This window comes from Tenacibaculum sp. DPLXC6 (assembly GCF_056815515.1).
In genome coordinates this window covers 2309525-2332703 of sequence record NZ_CP141806.1, presented here as the reverse complement: position 1 = coordinate 2332703, position 23179 = coordinate 2309525, and the positions used below count along the sequence as shown (strand labels likewise).

The 23179-nt window shown below is 31.9% G+C and carries 23 protein-coding genes and 1 tRNA gene; 18 read left to right on the top strand and 6 right to left on the bottom strand.

The window, feature by feature from the left end:
• The first annotated feature begins 16 nt into the window (after window positions 1-16).
• From VCM48_RS10540 to VCM48_RS10470, 15 genes are all read left to right on the top strand, one after another.
• Window positions 17-1177 (top strand): iron-containing alcohol dehydrogenase, encoded by a 1161-nt coding sequence (locus tag VCM48_RS10540; RefSeq protein ID WP_090294709.1) that lies wholly within the window; start codon window positions 17-19, stop codon window positions 1175-1177.
• An 8-nt stretch (window positions 1178-1185) separates the two neighbouring features.
• Window positions 1186-1986, top strand: a complete 801-nt coding sequence (locus tag VCM48_RS10535; RefSeq protein WP_482270478.1) for a type 1 glutamine amidotransferase domain-containing protein — start codon at window positions 1186-1188, stop codon at window positions 1984-1986.
• Between the two features lie 69 nt (window positions 1987-2055).
• Entirely contained in the window at window positions 2056-2565 is a 510-nt protein-coding gene (locus VCM48_RS10530; RefSeq protein WP_121848452.1) for a lactoylglutathione lyase family protein, read from the top strand.
• A gap of 293 nt (window positions 2566-2858) precedes the next feature.
• A complete protein-coding gene (locus VCM48_RS10525; RefSeq protein ID WP_034647249.1) occupies window positions 2859-3269 on the top strand; it encodes a Fur family transcriptional regulator in 411 nt (136 codons plus the stop codon).
• 66 nt (window positions 3270-3335) lie between these two features.
• Window positions 3336-5519 (top strand): TonB-dependent receptor, encoded by a 2184-nt coding sequence (locus VCM48_RS10520; protein WP_482270477.1) that lies wholly within the window; start codon window positions 3336-3338, stop codon window positions 5517-5519.
• Window position 5520: 1 nt separating this feature from the next.
• Window positions 5521-6315: a cation efflux transmembrane domain-containing protein gene (locus VCM48_RS10515; RefSeq protein ID WP_192463696.1), complete on the top strand. Its 795-nt coding sequence runs from the start codon at window positions 5521-5523 to the stop codon at window positions 6313-6315.
• Between the two features lie 442 nt (window positions 6316-6757).
• Window positions 6758-8242 (top strand): DNA cytosine methyltransferase, encoded by a 1485-nt coding sequence (locus VCM48_RS10510; protein WP_482270476.1) that lies wholly within the window; start codon window positions 6758-6760, stop codon window positions 8240-8242.
• Window positions 8243-9220: an HNH endonuclease gene (locus VCM48_RS10505; RefSeq protein ID WP_482270475.1), complete on the top strand. Its 978-nt coding sequence runs from the start codon at window positions 8243-8245 to the stop codon at window positions 9218-9220.
• A 162-nt stretch (window positions 9221-9382) separates the two neighbouring features.
• Entirely contained in the window at window positions 9383-11527 is a 2145-nt protein-coding gene (locus tag VCM48_RS10500) for a hypothetical protein (protein ID WP_482270474.1), read from the top strand.
• The gene (locus VCM48_RS10495; RefSeq protein WP_482270473.1) at window positions 11496-11810 is read left to right on the top strand and encodes a hypothetical protein; all 315 of its coding nucleotides are present in this window, start codon (window positions 11496-11498) and stop codon (window positions 11808-11810) included. The genes VCM48_RS10500 and VCM48_RS10495 overlap by 32 nt, the downstream gene beginning before the upstream one ends.
• The gene (locus VCM48_RS10490) at window positions 11803-12378 is read left to right on the top strand and encodes a hypothetical protein (RefSeq protein WP_482270472.1); all 576 of its coding nucleotides are present in this window, start codon (window positions 11803-11805) and stop codon (window positions 12376-12378) included. The genes VCM48_RS10495 and VCM48_RS10490 overlap by 8 nt, the downstream gene beginning before the upstream one ends.
• Before the next feature lie 130 nt (window positions 12379-12508).
• On the top strand, window positions 12509-12967 hold the full coding sequence (locus VCM48_RS10485) for a hypothetical protein (protein ID WP_482270471.1): 459 nt from the start codon (window positions 12509-12511) through the stop codon (window positions 12965-12967).
• Between the two features lie 356 nt (window positions 12968-13323).
• A complete protein-coding gene (locus VCM48_RS10480) occupies window positions 13324-13674 on the top strand; it encodes a hypothetical protein (RefSeq protein WP_482270470.1) in 351 nt (116 codons plus the stop codon).
• A gap of 455 nt (window positions 13675-14129) precedes the next feature.
• A complete protein-coding gene (locus VCM48_RS10475) occupies window positions 14130-14855 on the top strand; it encodes a DUF6088 family protein (RefSeq protein WP_482270469.1) in 726 nt (241 codons plus the stop codon).
• Window positions 14852-15835, top strand: coding sequence for a nucleotidyl transferase AbiEii/AbiGii toxin family protein (locus VCM48_RS10470; RefSeq protein ID WP_482270468.1), 984 nt, complete (start codon window positions 14852-14854; stop codon window positions 15833-15835). The genes VCM48_RS10475 and VCM48_RS10470 overlap by 4 nt, the downstream gene beginning before the upstream one ends.
• Before the next feature lie 657 nt (window positions 15836-16492).
• Here VCM48_RS10470 and VCM48_RS10465 read toward each other — a convergent pair.
• Window positions 16493-17650 (bottom strand): tyrosine-type recombinase/integrase, encoded by a 1158-nt coding sequence (locus VCM48_RS10465; protein ID WP_482270467.1) that lies wholly within the window; start codon window positions 17648-17650, stop codon window positions 16493-16495.
• A gap of 123 nt (window positions 17651-17773) precedes the next feature.
• Window positions 17774-17857: transfer RNA gene (locus VCM48_RS10460), tRNA-Leu, on the bottom strand.
• A 111-nt stretch (window positions 17858-17968) separates the two neighbouring features.
• Here VCM48_RS10460 and VCM48_RS10455 point away from each other — a divergent pair.
• The 3 genes from VCM48_RS10455 (at window position 17969) to pth (ending at window position 20211) form a co-directional block, all read left to right on the top strand.
• A complete protein-coding gene (locus VCM48_RS10455; protein ID WP_482270466.1) occupies window positions 17969-18910 on the top strand; it encodes a ribose-phosphate pyrophosphokinase in 942 nt (313 codons plus the stop codon).
• 21 nt (window positions 18911-18931) lie between these two features.
• Window positions 18932-19507 (top strand): 50S ribosomal protein L25/general stress protein Ctc, encoded by a 576-nt coding sequence (locus VCM48_RS10450; protein ID WP_274638909.1) that lies wholly within the window; start codon window positions 18932-18934, stop codon window positions 19505-19507.
• 137 nt (window positions 19508-19644) lie between these two features.
• Window positions 19645-20211: an aminoacyl-tRNA hydrolase gene (gene pth / locus VCM48_RS10445; protein WP_482270465.1), complete on the top strand. Its 567-nt coding sequence runs from the start codon at window positions 19645-19647 to the stop codon at window positions 20209-20211.
• A gap of 32 nt (window positions 20212-20243) precedes the next feature.
• Here the strand turns inward: pth and VCM48_RS10440 are convergent, their stop codons facing one another.
• The 4 genes from VCM48_RS10440 to VCM48_RS10425 all read right to left on the bottom strand — a co-directional run bounded on the left by VCM48_RS10440 (window position 20244) and on the right by VCM48_RS10425 (window position 23178).
• Window positions 20244-20693, bottom strand: a complete 450-nt coding sequence (locus VCM48_RS10440; RefSeq protein ID WP_274638907.1) for a 6-pyruvoyl trahydropterin synthase family protein — start codon at window positions 20691-20693, stop codon at window positions 20244-20246.
• A 183-nt stretch (window positions 20694-20876) separates the two neighbouring features.
• A complete protein-coding gene (locus tag VCM48_RS10435) occupies window positions 20877-21050 on the bottom strand; it encodes a hypothetical protein (RefSeq protein ID WP_440120384.1) in 174 nt (57 codons plus the stop codon).
• Window positions 21051-21052: 2 nt separating this feature from the next.
• Window positions 21053-21820 carry an enoyl-CoA hydratase/isomerase family protein gene (locus VCM48_RS10430; protein WP_482272224.1) on the bottom strand — a complete coding sequence of 256 codons (768 nt, stop codon included), beginning with the start codon at window positions 21818-21820 and terminating at the stop codon, window positions 21053-21055.
• Window positions 21821-21843: 23 nt separating this feature from the next.
• A complete protein-coding gene (locus VCM48_RS10425; RefSeq protein WP_482270464.1) occupies window positions 21844-23178 on the bottom strand; it encodes an MATE family efflux transporter in 1335 nt (444 codons plus the stop codon).
• Window position 23179 lies beyond the last annotated feature (1 nt).

Here is a 23179-nt window from a genome sequence, read left to right as displayed (position 1 = left end):
AAATTAATAAAAGAAGATGAACAATTTTGAATTTAAAAACCCAACCAAAATTATTTTTGGAAAGGACACAATAGAGAAACTAAAAGAAGAAATTCCTACAGATGCTAAAGTATTATTACTTTATGGTGGAGGTAGTATTAAAAAGAATGGCATATACGACCAAGTAAAAACGGCATTAGCAAATGTTGATATAACTGAGTTTGGAGGTATTCCTGCAAATCCAGAATATGAAACATTAATGGAGGCTTTAAAAGTAATTAAAGCCAAAAATATCACCTATTTATTAGCTGTTGGTGGTGGTTCTGTAATTGATGGAACTAAATTTTTATCTGCAGCGGCAATATACGATGGAGACACGCCTTGGGATATTTTAACTAAAAACATTAGAACCGAAAAAGGAATGCCTTTTGGAACTGTTCTAACATTGCCAGCAACAGGCTCTGAAATGAATTCTGGAGCTGTAATTACACGTAAAGAAACCAAAGAAAAGCTAGCTATGGGTGGACCTGGTTTGTTTCCGCAATTTTCAATTCTAGATCCTGAAGTCGTAAAATCAATTCCGCAGCGTCAATTGGAAAATGGTTTAGCCGATGCTTTTACACATGTTTTAGAGCAATATATGACCTATTCGGTAGATGCTAAACTTCAAGATCGTTTTGCTGAAAGCATCTTACAGACTTTAGTTGAAATTGCACCAAGTGTGTTGAAAGATGACTTTGACTATAAAGCGGCTTCTAATTTTATGTGGAGTTGTACCATGGCATTAAACGGATTAATTCAAAAAGGAGTGCCTACAGATTGGGCTATTCATGCAATGGGACACGAATTAACGGCTTTATATGGTATAGATCATGCAAGAACATTAGCTATCATAACAGAAAGTCATTACACATATAATTTTGAAGCTAAAAAAGAAAAATTAGTACAATATGGTGAACGCGTATGGAATATTACAGAAGGAAGTGTTGACGATAAAGCCTATGCAGCTATCGAAAAAACAACTGAATTTTTCAAAGCTTTAGGAATCGACACTAAACTGTCTGATTACACAAACGAATACGAAGGTACAGCAGAAGAAATTCAAAAGCGTTTTACAGATCGTGGTTGGACAGGACTTGGAGAACATCAGTCATTATCACCAGAAAACGTAGAGAAAATTGTAAAAATGGCTTACTAACGTTAATTATGAAACCATTAAAAATAATAGCATTACTGCTAACGGTTGTTACAGCATCAAGTTGTAAAGACACAAAAAAGGAAACACCTCCTGAAAAAGTTTCAGAAGAAAAAATTGAATTACAAAAACAAAAAGAAATGAAAATATTATTTGTATTAACATCTCACGATAAATTAGGAGATACAGGGGAAAAAACAGGATTTTGGGTTGAAGAATTTGCAAATCCGTATTACACCTTATTAGACAAAGGAGCAGTTATTACTATTGCAACACCCAAAGGAGGCGCTGCACCAATAGATCCTAGTAGTGATTCGCCAGATGCTGCAACTAAAGATACAGAACGTTTTAATAACGATGCTGAAGCAAAAGAAAGAATTGCAAACACAAAAGTATTGGCAGATATGAATCCGGACGATTTTGATGCTGTCTTTTATCCAGGAGGACATGGTCCATTATGGGATTTAGCAAACGATCAAACATCCATTGCATTAATTGAAAAATTCAATAGTCAAGAAAAGCCCATTGCCTTTGTATGTCATGCCCCAGCTGCACTAAAAAGTGTAAAAAATGCAGATGGCACGCCTATAGTAAGAGGTAAAAAAGTAACAGGTTTTACAAATACTGAAGAAGAAGCAGTTGGACTAACTAATGTTGTACCATTTTTAGTAGAAGATATGTTGATAGAAAACGGAGGAATCTACTCTAAAAAAGAAGATTGGGCATCTTATGCTATTCAAGATGGAAATTTAATTACTGGTCAAAACCCAGCTTCATCAGAATTGGTAGCAGAATTATTATTAAAAAAATAAACAATATTATTGAATAGTTATTATAAATAAACAGTAGCTAACAATGTATAAACTTGAAACGACAATTATATGAAAGAAATAAAATATCCGAAATCATTTTCACATATTGGGATCACAGTTCCAAATATCAGGGAAGCCGTAAAATTCTATTCCGAAGTTATGGGATGGTACGTAATTATGAAACCATCTATAGTAAAAAAAGAAAGTGATACAGCAATTGGACAAATGTGCATTGATGTCTTTGGGGATAATTGGGAAGAGTTTGAAATCGCTCATATGTCAACTTCTGACGGAATTGGAATTGAGCTTTTTTCGTTCCCTCACGGAAAAAAAGAAGCACCTGAGTTTAACCCTTTTAACACAGGGCTTTTTCACTTTTGTGTTCAAGACCCAGATATCGAAAATCTTACTAAAAAAATAGTTGAGGCTGGTGGTAAACAGAGAATGCCAATAAGAGAATATTATCCAAATGAGAAACCATATAAAATGGTATATGTAGAAGATCCATTCGGAATTGTTTTTGAAATCTACACGCATAGTTATGAATTGACATATTCTTCGGGTGCTTATTCAAAATAAAAACAGTAGCTAACAATGTATAAAAGCAATAGCGGTTTGGGTCTTAATTCAAACCGTTTTGCTTTTAATTAAGTATCTTGTTATCCGAAAGTTGCTGCGTTTGAATCCGCTACTGCCCTTATACTAACCGTTGTGCATAATGCAAAAAATCGTTCTAAAATTCAACATTTGAACTAAAAAAGCCAACCGCACAAACAGCACATTTATTTTTTTTGCCAACGCGAAATGCCAACGCTAAAAAAATAAAAGAGCTGTTTTTCGCCAATGCTCGAAAAAAATGATACATTAGGAAAATGCAAACCGAAGAAGAAATCCTAAAAATAAAAAAAGTAAAAAACACCGCAGTCAGAACTGTCGTTTTACGACATCTTTTGAGCCAAGAAAAAGCACAATCGTTGAAAGATATAGAAAACGCATTGGCATATACGGACAGAAGTTCGATTTTCAGAACGCTGAAAACATTTGAAGAAAACAAAGTCATCCACAGCATTGAAGATGGTTCTGGAATGACCAAATATGCGGTTTGTGCCAAAGGCTGTAACTGCGACCCAAAGGATTTGCACTATCATTTTTATTGCACAAACTGCGATAAAACATTCTGCCTTTTTGATGTTCCTATTCCCAAAATTCAACTTCCCGAAAACTTCAAACTACAACAAGCAAATATGGTCGTAAAAGGTCTATGCGATAACTGTAACAAGTAATCTTTGCAATCGAGTTGCAGTAAAAGGAATTTACATTTGCACTATTCTTAAAAACAGAATTAGCAGATGACAAAAGCATTTTTAACTTCATTTTTCTTCGTTATATCATTTATTTCTTTCGCACAGAACAGCGACATTTCTATTTTCATTACAGATTCGGAAACCAACGAACCATTACTTGGAGCAACAGTTTATTTCGAGGAGCTTGAAAAAGGAGCGGTAACAAATTTTGACGGAATTGCCACATTTACGGAAATCCCTAACGGCAACCAAACCATAAAAATTTCATACGTAGGTTTCAAAACCATAGAAACAGCTATTGTAGTCGGCACAAAAAAAACGTTCACTTTCAAACTTGAATCTGGAGGAAATGAATTGGACGAAGTAGTCATACAATCTTCAAGAAGTACACGAACTGTTAGAAAAATTCCAACTCGAATTGAATTTATCGGAGCGGAGGAATTAAGCGAAAAAGCAGTAATGAACCCAACCAATATTTCAATGGTACTTCGAGAAAGTACAGGAATACAGATGCAACAAACTTCGTTAAGTAGCGGAAATACCAACATTAGAATTCAAGGTCTCGATGGACGCTATACACAACTTTTGAGAGATGGATTTCCACTTTATGGCGGTTTTTCCAGCGGTTTGAGTATTTTACAAATTCCGCCATTGGACTTAAAACAATTTGAAATAATAAAAGGAAGTTCATCAACGATTTATGGTGGTGGAGCGATTGCAGGTTTGATAAATATGGTTTCCAAAACACCAGACGAAGAACCTGCTTTGGATATTATGTTGACACAAACCCAAGCTCTGGGAAGTACAGCAAATGTATTTTACAGCAAACGGAATGAAAAATTTGGTGTTTCACTTTATGGTTCAGGTCATTATCAAAAAGCGTATGACCCAGAAGATGATGACTTTAGTAACTTGCCAAAAACAACTTCGATTTCATTCAACCCAAAGTTCTTTTATTATCCATCGGAAAAAACAACATTTTGGTTTGGCTTAAACGGAACGTATGACGACAGAATTGGTGGCGACATCACAAAAATTGAAAGTGGCGAAAATGGCGTCCATCAATATACCGAAGAAAACGTATCGAAAAGATTGAGCAGTCAATCGGTTTACGAAACTCAAATAGATTCCGTCAGTTCATTAACTATCAAAAATAGTATCTCGTTCTTCGACAGAGAACTGACCATTCCCGATTTTACATTTGACGGTAAACAAACCAATACATTCACGGAAATAAACTATCAAAAGTCAGCCAATAAAACTGATTGGATTTTTGGTGCAAACCTATATACTTCTGATTTTGATGAAAATGATAATGCAACTTTGCAACGCGACCAAACGGATATAACTTATGGAGCATTTGTAAATAACATTTATGACATTTCGGATAATTGGATTTTGGAAACAGGATTCAGAACAGATTACAATACCGATTTTGGCTTTTTCCCGCTTCCAAGAGTTTCATTGCTATACAAAAACGATAGCGGATTTTCCAGCAGAATTGGTGGTGGTTTAGGTTACAAAATTCCAGATATTTTTACAGAAGAGGCGGAATTTATCAATTTTGAAAATGTACTTGGTATTGATAAATCTTCACTAAATGCGGAACGTTCTTACGGTGTAAATCTTGACTTCAACTATCAAACACGTTTATTTGAAACCATTGGTTTTTCTATTAATCAACTGTTTTATGTAACTGCGATTAATGATGCATTACTGTTAAATTCAACTGATAATGGATTTTTCCAATTTGAGAATGCAACAGATGAAATTTTGAGCAAAGGTGCTGAAACAAACATCAAGTTTACCTATAAAGATTTTCGTTGGTTCTTGAATTATGCACTCATTGACACAAAATTGAATTATTTGGCTGGAAATCCACAAAAACCGCTAACTGCAAAACACAACGCAGGAAGTGTTTTGATGTACGAATCTGAAAAATGGCGAATCGGTTATGAAACGTTTTACACAGGAAAACAATTTTTGTCCAATGGAACTGAAACAACTGACTTCATAACAATGGGTTTTGTGGCAATGCGAAATTTTAAATGGGGAACAACGTTTGTGAATTTTGAAAACTTTACGGACAGAAGACAAAGCAGGTTCTCGCCTTTAGTTTTGCCACCACACGACAATCCAGAATTTCCCGAAATTTATGCACCAACAGACGGTTTTATATTTAGCGTTGGAGTAATAATCAAACCTTTTGGAAACGAAGATGACGACTAAAATGAACAAAACGATATTTAAAATCAATCAAATGGATTGTCCTTCCGAGGAAAATCTTATACGAATGAAATTGGACGGAATTCAAGAAATCAAAAATCTTGATTTTGACATTCCAAACCGAAATCTGACCGTTTTTCACAACGGACAGGCAGACCAAATCGAAAATTCGATAATCGAATTAAAATTAGGCGGAAAGAAAATTTCGACCGAAGAAACCAACGAAAAAGATTTTGAAGAAAACACCAACCAAAAAAAGCTACTTTGGATTGTATTGGCAATAAATTTTGTCTTCTTCATTATCGAAATGACAACAGGACTCATCTCGAAATCAATGGGATTGGTTGCCGACAGTTTAGATATGCTTGCGGACAGTTTCGTGTACGGGATTAGCTTGTTTGCGGTTGGCGGAACGTTAATTAAGAAAAAACGGATTGCAAAAATTGCAGGCTATTTTCAGATAACCCTTGCGATTATCGGATTTGTTGAAGTGTTGAGAAGATTTTTTGGAGCCGAAAAACTTCCCGATTTTTCAACGATGATTATCGTGTCGATTTTGGCACTTATCGCAAACGGAATTTGTCTTTACATTTTACAAAAGTCAAAGAGCAAAGAAGAGGCACATATGAAAGCAAGTATGATTTTTACTTCCAATGACGTGATTATCAATTTGGGAGTAATAATTGCAGGAATTTTAGTGAATTGGCTAAATTCCAACAAACCTGATTTAATTGTTGGAACAATCGTTTTTATAGTGGTAATACAAGGTGCATTTCGGATTTTGAAATTAAGTAAGTAATCGGAATTGCCAACGCTGAAAGCCATACACATTTACAGTCGCTCAAGCCATCACACCACCAAAACTGTAAAAGAGTATGTCTTGCCAACGCTCACTTTAGAACTAAATAACAAACATCGGAATACCAAGCAGAACGTGAAAAGCACTATGCACAACAACGTATATAACTCATAGCTAATTAGTTACATAAACGAAGTTAAGACATATTTGCGAGGTCGCCAAATTTTTAAATTTGATTATATTTGAGAAAAAGTAAATATAAAAATTTAAAAATTTGGCTTGTGCTCAACCGAAAGAAAACAGCTATTTTGCACGCTACGAGCCATATACAAGACCGTTGTGCCCAATTTGACGAAAACTCATAATTCAAACAAAATTTAGAAAAAAATAGAACATTCCATATTTTTGGACTAAATTTGTCCTAAACATTTTGTCGAAAAATATGGTTACTACATTTGGAGAATACATTAAGCAGCGCAGAACTGAATTAGGTTTCCCTTTAAGAAAGGTTGCTTCACATTTAGATATTGACACTTCCACTCTTGGAAAAATTGAACGTGAAGAAAGAGTTTTGTCAGACGAGTTAATTCATTTATTAGCAGAAGTTTTAAAAACAGAACAAAAAGAATTATTAAACCATTATTATTCTTCAAAAGTCATTCAAGAACTTAAAGATTATTCAGATTATAAAGACGTTTTAAACATTGTCAATGAACATATGGATTTATATGTTTCAAATCAAATACGTCTTTCTTTTCAAAAAAAATGGACTGAAAAAGAATTTGAAAACCCAAAAAGTACAACACGAGTTGCTACACTTTTTTCAGGAATTGGAGGAATAGAGTACGCTTTTAAAAGACTTAATTTGAATACGGAAATTGTATTTGCAAGTGACATAGATAAATATGCAAAACAAAGCTATTTTGCTAACTACGACATTGACGAAAGTAGATGGTATGATGATGTAAAAGACGTTAATGGGAGAAAATATAAAGGAAAAATTGACCTTTTAGTTGGCGGAAGTCCTTGTCAATCATTTTCAATGGTTGGAAAAAGAAAAGGGTTTAAAGACACTAGAGGAACATTGTTTTATGAATTTGCAAGAATTGTAAAAGAAAGCCAACCAAAAGTTTTCATTTTTGAAAATGTAAAAGGTTTAATAAATCACGACAAAGGCAATACTTTTGAGACCATAAAAGCAACTTTTGACGAACTTGGTTATAAATATTTTTATCAAGTTATGAATGCTAAAAATTATGGAATGCCTCAACATAGAGAACGTATTTTTGTAATTGGTTTTAAAGACAAATCAATAAATTTTGAGTTTCCTGAACCAATTGAACTAGAACATAAAATGCAAGATTTCCTTGAAGATTACACAGATAGCAAATATTATCTAAAAGAAAAAGGAGTGAAATTTGTTACAAGTTCAAAAAACAGAAAAAAAAGATACACTCAAATAAATGGAGAAATTGCAATTTGCCAAAAGGCAAATCAGCAATTTAATTGGCACGGAGATTTTGTTTTTGAAAGTCAAGACAAAAAAGAATTTGACGAATTTATTTTTGATGTAAATGAAGTTGAGGAAAAATATTATCTATCTGAAAAAACAACAAAATATGTTCTTTCAGAAGGTACTAAAAATTTCAAAACAAGAATAAAAACAGATTTGGAAGTCGCAAGACCTCTTTTACAATCTATGCACAAAATGCACAGAGCTGGTGTAGATAATTATGTAACTCACAACAAAGGAAGAATTAGAAAATTAACACCTAAAGAATGCTTACGATTAATGGGGTTTAGAGATGATTTTAAACAAGTTGTTAGTGACACACAAATGTATCGTCAAGCAGGAAATAGTATCGTTGTGGACGTTCTAATTGCAATTTTAAAACAAATGGATATTACAAAATTTACAGATAAATAAATGGAAATAAATATTTTAGGAATAGATTACAAAGTAATTGATGCAAAAGAAAAAATTACTATAGCAGACTCATTTGTTTTAACTGCAAATAAAATTGGTACAGCTCACGGAGAAGGTAAATTATACGTTGGGAATGAAAATGATGAAACACTTGATTTTTTTGGTCAAAGAGGTTTTATAAACAATTGTTTCCTATTAAAAAAAGACTTAATTGAGTATTTAAATGACTGTAAAGCTGAATACAAAAATCCTGAACAACCATATCAAAAACCTGAAAATCTTCCGGAGCTTTGGGATGAAAGAATAGACAAAGTAAAAGGATTTGATGAGATTCTACCATTTACAATTTCCGACCAAACCCAAATTGCAGGACCAAGAGTTTACGTCAACACAAAAGACCCAAACTATAAAATAATTAGAGAGATTGCTCTACCAAACATTAGTTATCTTTCAGTACTGAAATTGGAAAATGATGCAAATGAAATCGTTTATTATTTTAAACCATTTGTAGATTATTTTGGAGATTATGAGCATTTAGATTTTGAAAGAGAAGAACAAGAAGAGAAAATAAAAGGAGAAAATATTCCAAAAGAGGAAAAAGACAATTTAATTAGAGCAAGAAAAGGTCAAGGTAAATATCGAGAAAAACTGCTTGAACAATGTCCTTTTTGTCCAATTACATTAATTTCTGATGACAGATTATTAATTGCAAGTCACATTAAACCTTGGGTAAAATCGAATGATATTGAAAAAATAGACCCTAAAAATGGATTTATGTTGACACCAACTTATGATTTCTTATTTGACAGAGGTTATATAAGTTTTACAGATGATAAGAAAATAATTATTTCACCTTGGTTATCAAAAATGACTTGTTCAAAATTGAACATATCAAATGACAAAACTTATTCACTTTTACCAACAGAAGGCAGAGAGAAATATTTAGAATATCATAGAACAAAATTACTGAAAAGATAAAAAAAACTGGGCGCAACAACGTATATAAAAAATAGCGGCATAATCGCTTAATTGAAAGAAAATGAATAAATTAAAGGTTTGTTACATTCCGAAAAGTTAGTGTGTAAAATCCGCTACTTTTCATATACAAAACCGTTGTGCCCAATATCAAAAAACCTCTAGATGAAAATTGACATTCATGTACATACAAGGAAAATAAAGTCCGGTGATGCTCCGACAAGGAATATTGAAAAAGAGGAATTTGTTGAAATATTAAGCAATACTGAAGTAAGTATTCTAGCAATTACCAATCATAATCATTTTGACATTCAACAATATGAGGAATTTAGAGATGGAGTTGAAACGCATTGCAAAGTATGGCCAGGAATTGAACTAGACATTTTTGAAAATGGCAAAAGGTCTCATTTAATAGTAATTTGTAATCCGAAAAACTACCAAGATTTTGATAAAGCTGTTAGTGAAATATTGCATGAAGCAAATCCTGACACTTTCACTATTTCACTAGAAGAAACCGTCAAGAAATTTGACTCGTTAGACTGTATTTACATAGCCCACTATTTCGTAAAAAAACCAAATTTAGGAGATAAAGAAATAGAAGTATTAACGGATTTGGTCTCAAATCCCAAACGAATTTTAAAAGAGGCAACAAACTCTATTTCAGCAGGAATATATATTAGTCATGGACACAACTCTATTTACGGTTCAGATGTACATGATTGGAATAACTACATAAAACAATCACAGGATTTACCTGAACTAAGACTACCTGTTGAAAGTTTTGAGCAATTTTGTCTTTTACTTGAAAAAGATGAATCTACTATAAACACAATTTTGAATAAAAAGTCCAAAGAAAGTGTTGAGCTATGCCCATTTAAAAGTGACCCTTTTGAAAAAATCACTTTAGATATTTACTCTGACATCAATATTATATTCGGTAGTAAAGGGACAGGTAAAACGGACATATTAGAATCTCTATCTAAACACTATAATAGTAAAGGGCATAAAACATCAGTGTATAAATCAAATGACAACCATTTAAATACAGTATTTGACATTAAAGGTAATTTATTCAACTGCAATGCGCTTGATATTGGATTTGATGAATGTATTGAAGAAATAAAGTTTTTAAAGGAAGTAACTGAAGAAAAAGTAACAACTCTAAACAAATATGATTTACATTTCTCTTTTCAGGAAACTAATAAAATTTCGAAAAAATTAAAAATCAAGAATATTGCATTAGCAGATGAAGCGCAATCTGAAAGAATTCTTGAAGAAATTTCTGAAATCCTTGATAGTTTTAAGTCATTTAATAATTATGTAAATGAAGATTCGGACATACCAAAATATGTTGATGATGAATTAATTAAGGAACTTGGGATTTTACTTGATAAAATACTCACGCAACTAAAAGATGGAACTGAACAGAACTTTATAGAAAACAAAAGCATTAATTTACTTAACGGAATTATTTCTTGCTTTACTAATGAAATTGCAAAAAAGACTAATCAACCACCAAAACCATCGAAAACAGGATTTTTAGATTATTCAAGAAACCGCATAAAAATTGAAAGAGCTTCCAAAAAGATTATTAAAATAATAAATCAACCGATAAATGCTATTGAGGAGTACGCTGGAAGTCTTGGTGATAAAGGGGAATTAATCTGTAAAACAAATTTAATTTTTCAAAATGGCACTTTCTCAAATGGAGACTATTCGCCAGTAAAACATGTTTATAAAACACCTCAAAAAGAATTTGCAAATGCCGTAGTTGCTATTTCTAAGCACATTCATTCAATTGAGCTATTTACAAAAATCACGGAATTAAATGAAATTGAAAACATAAACACAATTAGTTCGGTGAGTGAATTACTTCAAAAGTACAAACATTTTACTCTTAATGGAACGATTTATAGTCCTTCAAACGGAGAATCTTCAATGATTTTGTTACATAAAGAGCTTGCAGATGATAAGGAAATTTATTTAGTAGATGAACCAGAAAAAAGTCTTGGAAATGATTACATAAATGACGTTATAGTACCTTTAATAAAGGAAAAAGCTCTTCTTGGGAAAAAGGTTGTCATAGCAACACATGATGCAAATATCGCTGTGAGAACTTTACCATACAATTCGATTTATCGTTTACACGAAAAAGGAAAAGGGTATACTTTAACAGGCAACCCTTATTCAAATTCTTTGAATTGTATTGATGGATTAAAGCCAAGTCTTGATTGGAAAGAAATTAGTATGAAAACTTTAGAAGGTGGTAAAGACGCCTTTGGAGAAAGAGGAAAAATATATGGAAACTAAAAAAGCTACTATTAAAAGAGAAGAACCACACACCTATTTGGTTCTTGAAGTTGGAGATAATCCAATCCAAATCACATTGACAGATGACAATCCAAACAATGTTAAATCTGCATTTAATCTAATATTAAAAGAATTAAAAAAAGGAGTATTCCAATTTGAATTGGAAGATGAAAATTCAGATTTGTATAATAATATTTGTGTTGAGTATCTGAACCAATTAAATTCTGAAATTAAAATAATACATGCTGAATTAGAAGAATACGAATTGACAGAAAATGAATAAAATACTGGGCACAACAATGGCTATAAGTAATTGCAAACCCACGCAACTCCTCATAGCCGAGACCGTTGTGCATAATGTAAGCCAACCGCAAAAACTGACCGAATTGAATAAAATACCGAATAAAATAAAATATTTGATTGGCGGAATTTCTGCTTTGATATTCTTCCTCTTCTTTTTTGGAATAATTAATCCATTTGGACTTAATGACTATCTTCAAAAGATTACAGGATGTTTTTTTGGACTTAATTTTAATAATCTGGACTATTTTGCCATTTCGTCGATTCCAATTTTCGGAATGTTATTAAATTCAAAACGAACAGAATTTAAACCAACCGACTTAATAAAAGACATTTTAATAATAATTCTTTTCGTATTTACTACAGTCGCAATCGGACTTTATATATTGACCTTTATTGGGAAACCTGACAATCCTTTAATACCACAATATTTAATAAGTGAACCGTTCTTTTTATACTCAACGATCATAATCGGAATTGGAATTGGACTGCCATTTTTGTTAATAAATCGGACTGAAAAACTGGATAAAATAAATGAAACCGGAACTTAAGACGTGTATAATTAATGGCTAGTTCAAGCCTACTTACGAAAATCCTCGCGGATTATCTATTCGGTTTTTATTTGCTAAATTAGGTGCTTAAACACGCCACTAATCATACACAAAACCGTTATGCATTATTATGAAAAGTGCACTAAGAAATAATGATTTTAATTTTACTTTCAATACTTCAAAAGGTTATGTATTGATGAAATTTATCACTTTAATCTTCTTTTGTGGAACCGTGTCATTAATTTTTATGTGCTCAATTGGAGTAACTGAAGTAATCGTGATTTCGTTAACTACAATTGGAATAATCCTCCACTTTAAAGACCTTTTATCTATTTTCTTAGGAAATGATACTTTAAAAATTTCAAGTGTCGGAGTTTGGAACAAAAGAATTGGATTAAAAAAATGGAACGAAATTGAATACGTAAAAATAGATTCCTTAAAATTCTCAAGGTTTTATACGAGCGTATATCTTCTGATTTTTAAAAAAAACGTCAGTCAAAAAATTAAAATCAACATTATTGGAATTAAAGATAAAGACCAATTGATAGATTTAATAAACAATTTAGAATTAAGAAAGATAAACCGATAATAACAATTGCTAACTTAAGATGTATAACCGCAATTACGGCGGATTCGACTACGTCCGAATCCACTCGGAATTGCTACGTCTGTGCTAAACCGAAAATCATTAACTTTAATCCCGTAACTGACGGTTATACGAGCCGTTGTATGTAATTAAGAAAAAACTGAATTGAACAATTAAAAACCTATAACTGAAAAAGAGCTACACTCTGAAATTTGAAGGAAAAATTACTAGACAATAGAGTCCTCCAATAAATCTATAAAAAACAAACAATTTTTATTTTTAAAACTATGTTCAACTTTTTAAAGAGAAAAAAAATTGGCTTATTGAACAGAGTCAAATATATCTCAAAAAATAAATCTATGAATTTTCAAATGAATGTTTATAAAAATGAGAATCTTGATTTTCAAATGACGAGAAAAGATTCTTTAAAAAAATTCAACTTTACTATAAATAATAGTTTTCTAAATAATGATATCGTTTATTTTTTAACTTTTGGTTCTGACAGAGATAAAGCTGAAGGAATTGAAGAAAGATTCTTGTCTTCTTCACTTTATAAAGAATCTGAAAAAGTTGACTTATTAGGTGGAACATATTTAATATTCTCTAAAAACGACTATAGTTCTATTATTCAGAAAATTACCCAAATAGGAAAAGAAATTTATAGATATGATTATAATGAATCAGGTGTTAATTTTAATGAAATATTGTAACGTTAACAAAAAACTACATACAACAATGGCTCCTATGAAAAGCACTAGTCCAGTTGTCTAAAGTTATTATATTTATTTTTAATTCTTACATAATAATAATTTTAGGGTGTTGAATTGTTGATAATTCCGAAGAATTATCAACAATTCAACACCTTATAACTTGCTCCGCATCCTATATGTAATCAACTCTCTTGAGTCGTCACCAGCATCTGTATGATTATAAATTATAATAAACCTGTTCACTTGCTATAAATTGGTTCTACTATGGTAAAAAGAAATATAGCCGTTAAACATTCAGATGACAACTATTCATTTACAAAAGCATATAAATTATTCATTGATTTTGCACGTGAATTAATAAAATCCGAACCGAATAAAAATTCAGCAAACTAAATGTCAAGTATTATGTTTTATTTACTCGACAAATAATTAAAATGTTGTACATTTGTTTTTCAATGAAAATAGCTCAAAAAATAGAAAAACAAATTAAAAAGATAAAAGATGGTACGACTTTTAAGTACCAACAACTTTCTATTGAACCAAAAGAATATAGTGCAGCTACGAAAGCAATAGAGCGTTTAATTGAAAAAGGAATCATCAAAAGAGTTTCAACAGGTGTTTTCTACAAACCTAAACAAACTATTTTTGGCGAATTAAAACCAAAAGAAGAAGAGTTATTGAAACCTTATTTGTTTCAAAACAACAAAAGAATTGCTTACATAACAGGTGTTTCCTTATACAACCGAATGGGTTTAACTACTCAAGTACCAAGAACTATAAAAATTGCAAGTAGAGATAAACGCATAACTGTATCAGTTGGAAATATTAAAGGAAATCCTGTAAAAAGTTATGTAGATGTTACAGATAAAAATTTCTATCTGTTAGAAATTTTAGATGCCCTCAAAGATTTTAAAAAAATACCAGATTTAGACAAGAATTCAGGAATTAAAATTATTTCAAATCAACTAAAAAAATTAAGCGAAAAAGAGATAAAACAACTTATTGACTGTGCTTTACCTTATCCACCAAGAGTAAGGGCTTTTTTAGGTGCCTTATTGGAACAAATAGGCTTTTCTGTTGAACTGAAACAATTAAAAAAGAGTCTAAATCCACTTTCCGAATATGATTACGGAATTAATAAAAAAACACTACCAACAATAACAAACTGGAATATTAAATGAAGCTACACGAAAACAAAGAACTATTCCAAGATGCTATAACTGCAACTTCTCAACAAAAAGGAATTCCAGAAATTTATATTGAAAAAGATTATTGGGTAACTCTTGCTTTGCATGCCATTTTCAGCAATGAAATTGGGAAAGAAACTGTTTTCAAAGGAGGAACTGCACTATCTAAATGTAATCAACTAATCGACAGGTTTTCAGAAGATATTGATTTAGTAGTTTTAAGAAAGGATGGAGAGACAAACAATCAATTGAAATCTAAAATCAAAAAGATTTCAAAATGTGTTACTGATGTGATTCCAGAAATAGAAATTGATGGAATAACTCACAAAATGGGTATGATACGGAAAACTGCTCACAGTTATAAAAAGAGTTTTGATGGAGATTTTGGACAAGTAAGAGACAATATCATTGTAGAATCTACTTGGCTAGGACAATTCGAGCCATATACTACAGGAACAGTATCATCTTACATTTATGAAATGATGTTGAAAGCTAACCAACAAGATGTCATTAATCAATACGAAATGAATCCTTTTGATGTTTTAATATTAAGTACCAAAAGGACTCTATGTGAAAAAATAATGAGTTTAGTTCGCTTCTCTCAAACAGAAGACCCCATAAATGATTTGAGCAATAAGATTCGACATACTTATGATATTCACATGATGTTAAAAGATGATGAACTCAACTCATTTTTCAATTCTACAGCATTTGACGTAATGCTATTAAAAGTTGCCAATGATGATGTGCAAAGTTTTAAAAACAATAATAATTGGTTATCAAACCATCCAATAACCGCAATATTATTTTCAGACACAGAAAACACTTGGAATCAAATCAAAGACACTTATGAAACCCGTTTTAAAGAATTAGTTTTTGGCGAGTTTCCATCAGAAAATGAAATAATGAATACCATAAAAGTAATTGCTAAAAGACTAAAAACAGTTGTGTGGAATATTGAAACGGAAAAATAGCCAACACTATAAGCCATACACATTTGCAGTTCGCACTAGTCAACGATTCATCAAAAACTGCAAAAAGAATATGCCTTTGCCAACGCTAATAAAAAAATAACAAAGTTATCAGACGGTACAGTAAATTCAAGTTAAAACTTTATAGATAAACCCGCAAAACACTAGCTTTCCCTCCAAATGGTTAATAACCATATATTAGTTTGCCTTTTATAATTTTTCCTTGCGTTTTGCGGTTATTCATTTTATTATAAAACGGCTTAATTTTTAATCCTTTCTCACTATTTTACAAATTTCATTCTCATGTTTAGGCTTTTGAATACAAAAAATTCAATTTTTTCATAAAAATTACGAAAGATTCACAGGATTTAAAATCAACTGTTTTACCTTTTGCGCTGAAAATTGCGTTTTTATGCTTCAAAATTTAAGTTAAGCCTAGAGGTGTTTTCGTTGAAATTTCATTTTTACTTAGACTTTTCCTTCTATATTTAATCTCATGAGTATAAAATTATACTCATGAATATAACTTATTTAGAGTTTTCTGAGTTTATACTCAACTTTATACTCGATATAAAGAAATGAAAACCAATTAATTAAACACAAAAAAATACAACTGAGTATAAAAAATATAATTTTTTTATAAAAATTACTACAAGCGTATTAAAAATGAAAATCTGCGTTTTTTACTATTGCGTCAAATGTTGCGTTTCTTTGCGTATAAGTTTCTGTCATTTTTAAATCATGATGCCTTGCTTGATTACGTACTTTTATAGAGGGAACTCCACTGTTTAACAAATCAGTAATTCCAGTATCTTTTAAAGAATACCATTGATACTTTTTCTCAATTTTATACTTATTTCTAAACTTCGTCCATTCATCAGAAACCTTTTTAGGAGGTATTTGTTCTTTTCCTGATTCAAAATTGTTTTTAGAGAATAAATAGTAGTCTGGTTTAGCCCCTTCTAAATGTTTTAAAAGCAAAGGAAATAATGAGTTCGGTATTGTAACATTATCAGATTTTTTGTTTTTCGAATTTTCTCCTGATATAGTAATAAACCCTTCTTTTAAATTAACATCACTTACTTTCAATTTTGTTAATTCTGTTCTCCTAATAAAGCAATAGTATGTACACATACATAAAACATAATAATTAAAGTTTGTTCTCTTTAATTCTTTTAGTTTTTCCTTTTCTTGCGTTCGCAAAACTTCACGCACCTTCTTTTGTTGCGGTTTAGGTTTTATAAGTTCTGCTGGATTTTGTTTGATATAACCTTTAGATCTACACCAAATGAAAAAAGTATTTAAAAACTGAAGATAATTATTATAGGTTCTCGGGCTATAATTCTTTTCTAAGTACAAATAATCTAAAAAAGCATGAACAAAAGTATTATCTATTTCTATCATGAACTTTACTGTTCTGTTTTTTTCTTTCATAAATAGACCAAGCATTTTTAAATAAGATTTATAGCCATTTAAGCTTACTTGACGTTTAATTCCGTCTTTTACTTCTTTCTCTTGGACTAACAAAAAAGTATCTACGCAATCTTGATAAGACTTATACTGTGTGCTTTTTTCTTCATAAAAAGGAGACCAACCATGTTCTAACTTACTATTAATAGCTGCTACCATTTTTTTTGCATAACGCAACCTCTCTGTTTTGTTGTTGAGTTTAGGAACACGACTTCTGAAACGCTTAAACTCCTCCTTTGCAGGAACTTTAGCATAATAAACAATAATCCAGTCTTGATTTTGGCGTAATTCCGCTGGTTTGTAGTCTACAAAGATTTTCGCGGAATTTTCTTTTTTAAGTTTTGACATTTTTTTTATTACCCTTCATTTTCAACGATTTGAAAGGGAATAGTTAAATGACTCAATTTTGACACAGCTTTTTTACCTTTTTTAAGATAAACCACTGATTCTGTGCTCATAACACAGTAATAGTACCAAAGGTGGGACTCGAACCCACACGCCCTTGCGAGCATCGGATTTTGAATCCGACGTGTCTACCAATTCCACCACTTTGGCTTTTGGAGAGTGCAAATCTATAAAATATTTCATTTAAAATATCTTTTAAACTCTTAAAATAGTTTTATTTTTGCCTCAACAACAACACTAACTAAAAATATCTTTTTGTAAATGGCTACAAATCAATTAAGCCCAAAAATCTTTGCGTGTTCACAAAGTGTCGAACTAGCAGAAGAAATTGCCAATGCTTACGGAACCAAACTAGGAAATGTAATTACTACACATTTTAGTGATGGTGAATTTCAACCTGCTTTTGAAGAATCAATTAGAGGACGAAGAGTTTTCATTGTAGGATCAACTTTTCCATCAACTGATAACTTAATGGAAATGTTATTAATGTGTGATGCTGCTAAACGTGCTTCTGCAAGACATATTACTGCTGTAATGCCTTATTTTGGTTGGGCTCGCCAAGACAGAAAAGACAAGCCCCGTGTGGCAATTGGAGCTAAACTAGTAGCTAAATTGTTAGAAACTGCTGGAGCCACTAGAATTATGACCATGGATTTACATGCTGATCAAATTCAAGGCTTCTTTGAAAAACCAGTAGATCATTTATTTGCTTCTACTATCTTTTTACCATACGTTAAAAGTTTAAAGTTAGATAACTTAACTATCGCTTCACCTGATATGGGAGGGTCTAAAAGAGCGTATGCCTATTCCAAATACTTAGAAAGTGATGTTGTTATTTGCTATAAACAACGTCAAAAAGCCAATGTAATTTCTCATATGGAATTAATTGGTGAAGTAGAAGGTAAGAATGTTATTCTTGTAGATGACATGATTGATACTGGAGGAACACTCACCAAAGCAGCTGATTTAATGATGGAGCGTGGTGCCAAAAGTGTACGCGCTATTTGTACACACCCAATTCTTTCTGGTAATGCTTATGAAAGAATTCAAAGCTCGCAATTAACAGAGTTAATCGTTTCAGATACAATCCCTTTAAAAAAGAACATATCTAAAATAAAAGTTGTATCTTGCGCCACTTTATTTGCTGATGTGATGCATAAAGTTCAAGACAATACATCTATCAGTGATCAATTTTTAATGTAAATAAATTTAATAAACAAAGTAATGAAATCAATTACAATCAAAGGATCTCAAAGAGAAAGCGTAGGTAAAAAAGCAACAAAAGCCTTACGTAATGCTGGAAAGGTTCCTTGCGTATTATACGGAGGAGACAAGCCTGTTCACTTTTCAGCTGAAGAAAAATCGTTCAAGCCATTAGTATATACTCCAGACGTATTTACTGCTACGATTGAATTAGATGGTGTAACATATAATGCTGTGTTACAAGATATACAGTTCCACCCAGTACATGATAGCATTTTACACGTAGACTTCTATCAATTATTTGAAGACAAAGCTGTAACTATGGATATTCCTGTGCGTTTAGTAGGATCTTCTAAAGGTGTTATGGTAGGGGGTGCTTTACGTCACAACTTACGTAAATTAAAAGTAAAAGCATTACCTGCTAACTTACCAGATTTTATCGAAGCTGATATTACTGAGTTAGAAATTGGTAATAAATTATATGTTACTGAGTTAAAGAATGATAAATATACTTTCTTACACCCAGACAACACAGTAGTTGCTCAAGTTCGTATGTCTCGTAATGCTGCTAAAGCAGCTTCTGAAGCAGAAGCATAGACCGCAATACTATAATCATACAAAAGCGTTACCATGTGTAGCGCTTTTTTTATTTTTGATGTATGATTTTTAGAACTTTTTTTAAAAGATTATTTGGTTTTTCTACAAAACAATTAACAGAGAAAGAAGACAATTTTATGAAGAAATTTTTAATTGTAGGCTTAGGTAATATTGGTGAAAAATATGACAATACACGTCATAATATTGGCTTTAAAATAGTAGATGCTTTCGTAAAAGAACATGAAGGTTCTTTTGAAACTGAAAAGTTAGGTGATATAGCTAAACTTAAAATAAAAGGTAAGACTGTAATCGTTTTAAAACCGAATACTTATATGAACTTAAGCGGAAAAGCGGTTAAATACTGGATGCAAAAAGAAAACATTCAAGTTGAAAACTTATTAATTATTACCGACGACTTAAATATTGATTTCGGAAAGGTTCGTATCAAAGGAAAAGGAAGTTCTGGAGGGCACAACGGACTAAAAGATATTCAAGATAAATTTAACACAGGTGCTTACCCACGTTTTCGCTTTGGTGTAGGAGCTGAATACAGTAAAGGTCGTCAAGTAGATTATGTTTTAGGAGAATGGAATGCTGACGAGGAAAGTGCAATGATTGAACGCATCCCTTTTTCTGTAAAAGCGGTTACCTCTTTTATTACAGCTGGTTTAGCTAATACCATGAATGAGTTTAACGGAAAATAATTAAACTTTACACCGTTAACTCATTAAAAAAATTAATTATCAGAAGCATACCACTCAGCAAAACTAGTATCTGTTTCCTGTAATTTAATGGCATGTAGTTTGATATTTTCAGGAAGTCTGTCTTGAATTTTCTTAGCAAAATCAATCACCATCATTTCACTTGTTGGCTGATAATCTACTAGAATCACATGATGCCCTCTATTTTTTAGCTCCTGTGCCAACTCAACATGAGGTGTGTTTTTGTTAAACACTGTAGCATGATCAAATACATCAACAATATCCTCTTTTACAATCTTTTTTAGATCTCCAAAGTCAATTACCATACCGTATTTAACATTATTTGTATCTGTAATTGGAGAACCAATCACAGTAACAGAAAGCTTATAACTATGTCCGTGAACATTTTTACACTTTCCGTCATAACCATACAGCGCATGCCCAGTTTCAAAAGTGAACTGTTTGGTAATTCGAATCTTACTCATAAATTTTCTATTTATAAAGAAGCGATAAAATAACCTTTAAAAAGGTTATTCCTCTACGTTTGTTGTGGTGACTCTTATTTTCTTTTAAACCTTTTGTTTGCTCTATATTTATTAAAAAAATAAATAACTGCAACACCTGCTGCTAAAATAGCGAAGAAAGAATTTCCCATTTTAATACTTGTTTTATTCGCCAAAAGTACGAATTTGCTTTACAACTTTTGTTAAAATCCACACAAAACCTACTGAAACTACAGCACCTATAAATACCGCTAATATAGGATTATGTGCTATCCATTGTCCTACTTCATATCCTGCTTTATAGGCTGTAGAACTTTTTTCTTCTTGAATTAAAAACATTATTATTTCTTAAATTTTTCTAACGCTTTTTTAGTAAACTCAGACAAAACTAACTTACCTGATGTCTCAGCTCTTTCTATTAACAGCTCTTCCCAATGCTCAGTTCCTTTCCATAAGGCTCTTTTCATTTCTGCTAATGCTTCAGGGTTATAAGATGCTAACTTTTCTGATAAAATTTCAATCTCTTTGTCTAATTCACCTTGTGTTTCAAAAACACGGGCGTACAAGCCTTTTTCTTTTGCCCAATATGCACTTTTCCAACTGGTAGCATCTAAGGTTAATTCTGCTAATCCACTAACGCTTATTTTGCGTTCTACGGCTGGCGCAATTACAAACGGACCAATACCTATTGTAAATTCAGAAAGTTTAATAGAAGCGTGCTCTGTGGCTAATACATAATCACAAGCGGCTGCTAAACCAACTCCGCCTCCAACTGTTTTTCCTTGTACTCTTCCAATAATTAGTTTCGAACATCTACGCATAGCGTTGATTACATTCGCAAAGCCAGAAAAAAAAGCTTTTCCGTCTTCTAAATTATCAATCGCCACCAATTCGTCAAAAGATGCACCAGCACAGAAAGCTCGCTCTCCTTCTGATTTTAATACAATTACCGACACCTCATCACTCGTTGAAAGTTTATCAAATTCATTAGCTAAACGTTCTAGCAACACACTTGGAAAAGAATTACTTGCAGAGTGTCCAAATTCTACCGTTGCAATCTTGTTTTCTATGTAGGTGTATAAACTTCCGTTTTCTCTAGTTGTAGTCATTTGTTTTTCTTGTTTCTTCAAAATTACATTTTTTGAGCTAGGGGTAAAAACTTTCTTCTAAACTTAACAATTAATGGAGTTCCTCTCGCAATCATCCACAAGAAAAAAGCTATCCAAATAGCATAGAGTTTATACCCAAGAGAGTCAAAATATAATAATGTAGGAACAAACACTAATCCTGTTGCTAATAACAAAACATTTCGTAGAAATTTCATTTCTCCCATTCCTTTGAACATTCCGTCATAAATAAAAGCGATTGAACATATAGGTTGCATGATTAAAATAACCCAAAAAGTATTGTAAAACTGTTCTAAAACCTCTGGTTCTTTAGTGAATACTTTTCCTATAAATTGATATAAAACAAACCCCACAACGGCTAATAATAATCCGAAAAGGAATCCGTATTTAATTAATCTATTTCCTAAAATTACCAATGTTTTATAAGCTTTAGCACCCAATAATTTACCTGATAAAATATTTCCTGCAGAAGAATATCCATCAATCATAAAAGCGCCTGTAAGCCATAAATTGAATCCGATGGTATAGGCTGCAATGTAGGCATCTCCATAGTCGGTAGCATAAGAAGTTCCAAAGTACAATGCAACATTTAGTGCTATCGTTCTTACGAAAAGATTCAACACCATTACGATGAATTTTGGAATTTCAGTATTAAATGGCAAGCTAAATTTTAATGAAATATCTGTCTTTTTTAATAATAATACAGCAGAAATTATTGCCATCGTAACTTGTGCAACAACACTTGCATACGCTGCTCCTTGAATATGCATAGCAGGAATAAAACCTTCTACTCCGTAAACCAAAACAACGTCTAGTACAATATTAATAAACGTTCCAATGAGTGCAATTACCATCGGATAATAGGTGTTTTGCAAACCTCTAAATGTACCAAAAACAGCGATGGTAAAAAGCGTAAACGGGAATCCGAAAACACGGATTTTATAATACTCAACCGAATAATCTAAAATGGTTCCAGAAGCATTGTAGAGCTCAAAAATTTCTTTAGCAAAAGGATAACTCAATCCTAAAATAACCGCACTTACGCCTAATACAATAACAATAGCTTGTGCGGGTAAGTTTTTAATTTCATCAAGTTTATTAGCTCCTAAATATTGTGAAACGATAGATGATATTCCACTACGTGTTTGCCCAAAAACCCAAATTAACATGGATAAAAAAGCTCCTACAATACCAATAGCAGCAATACTTTCAGTAGCGTTGTACTCTATATTACCTACAATAGCTAAATCTGTAGTAGAAAGTAAAGGTTCTGCCACCCCTGCAATTAATGCAGGCATTGCTAGTTTATTTATATGCTTAAAACTAATATCGTGTTGCAAT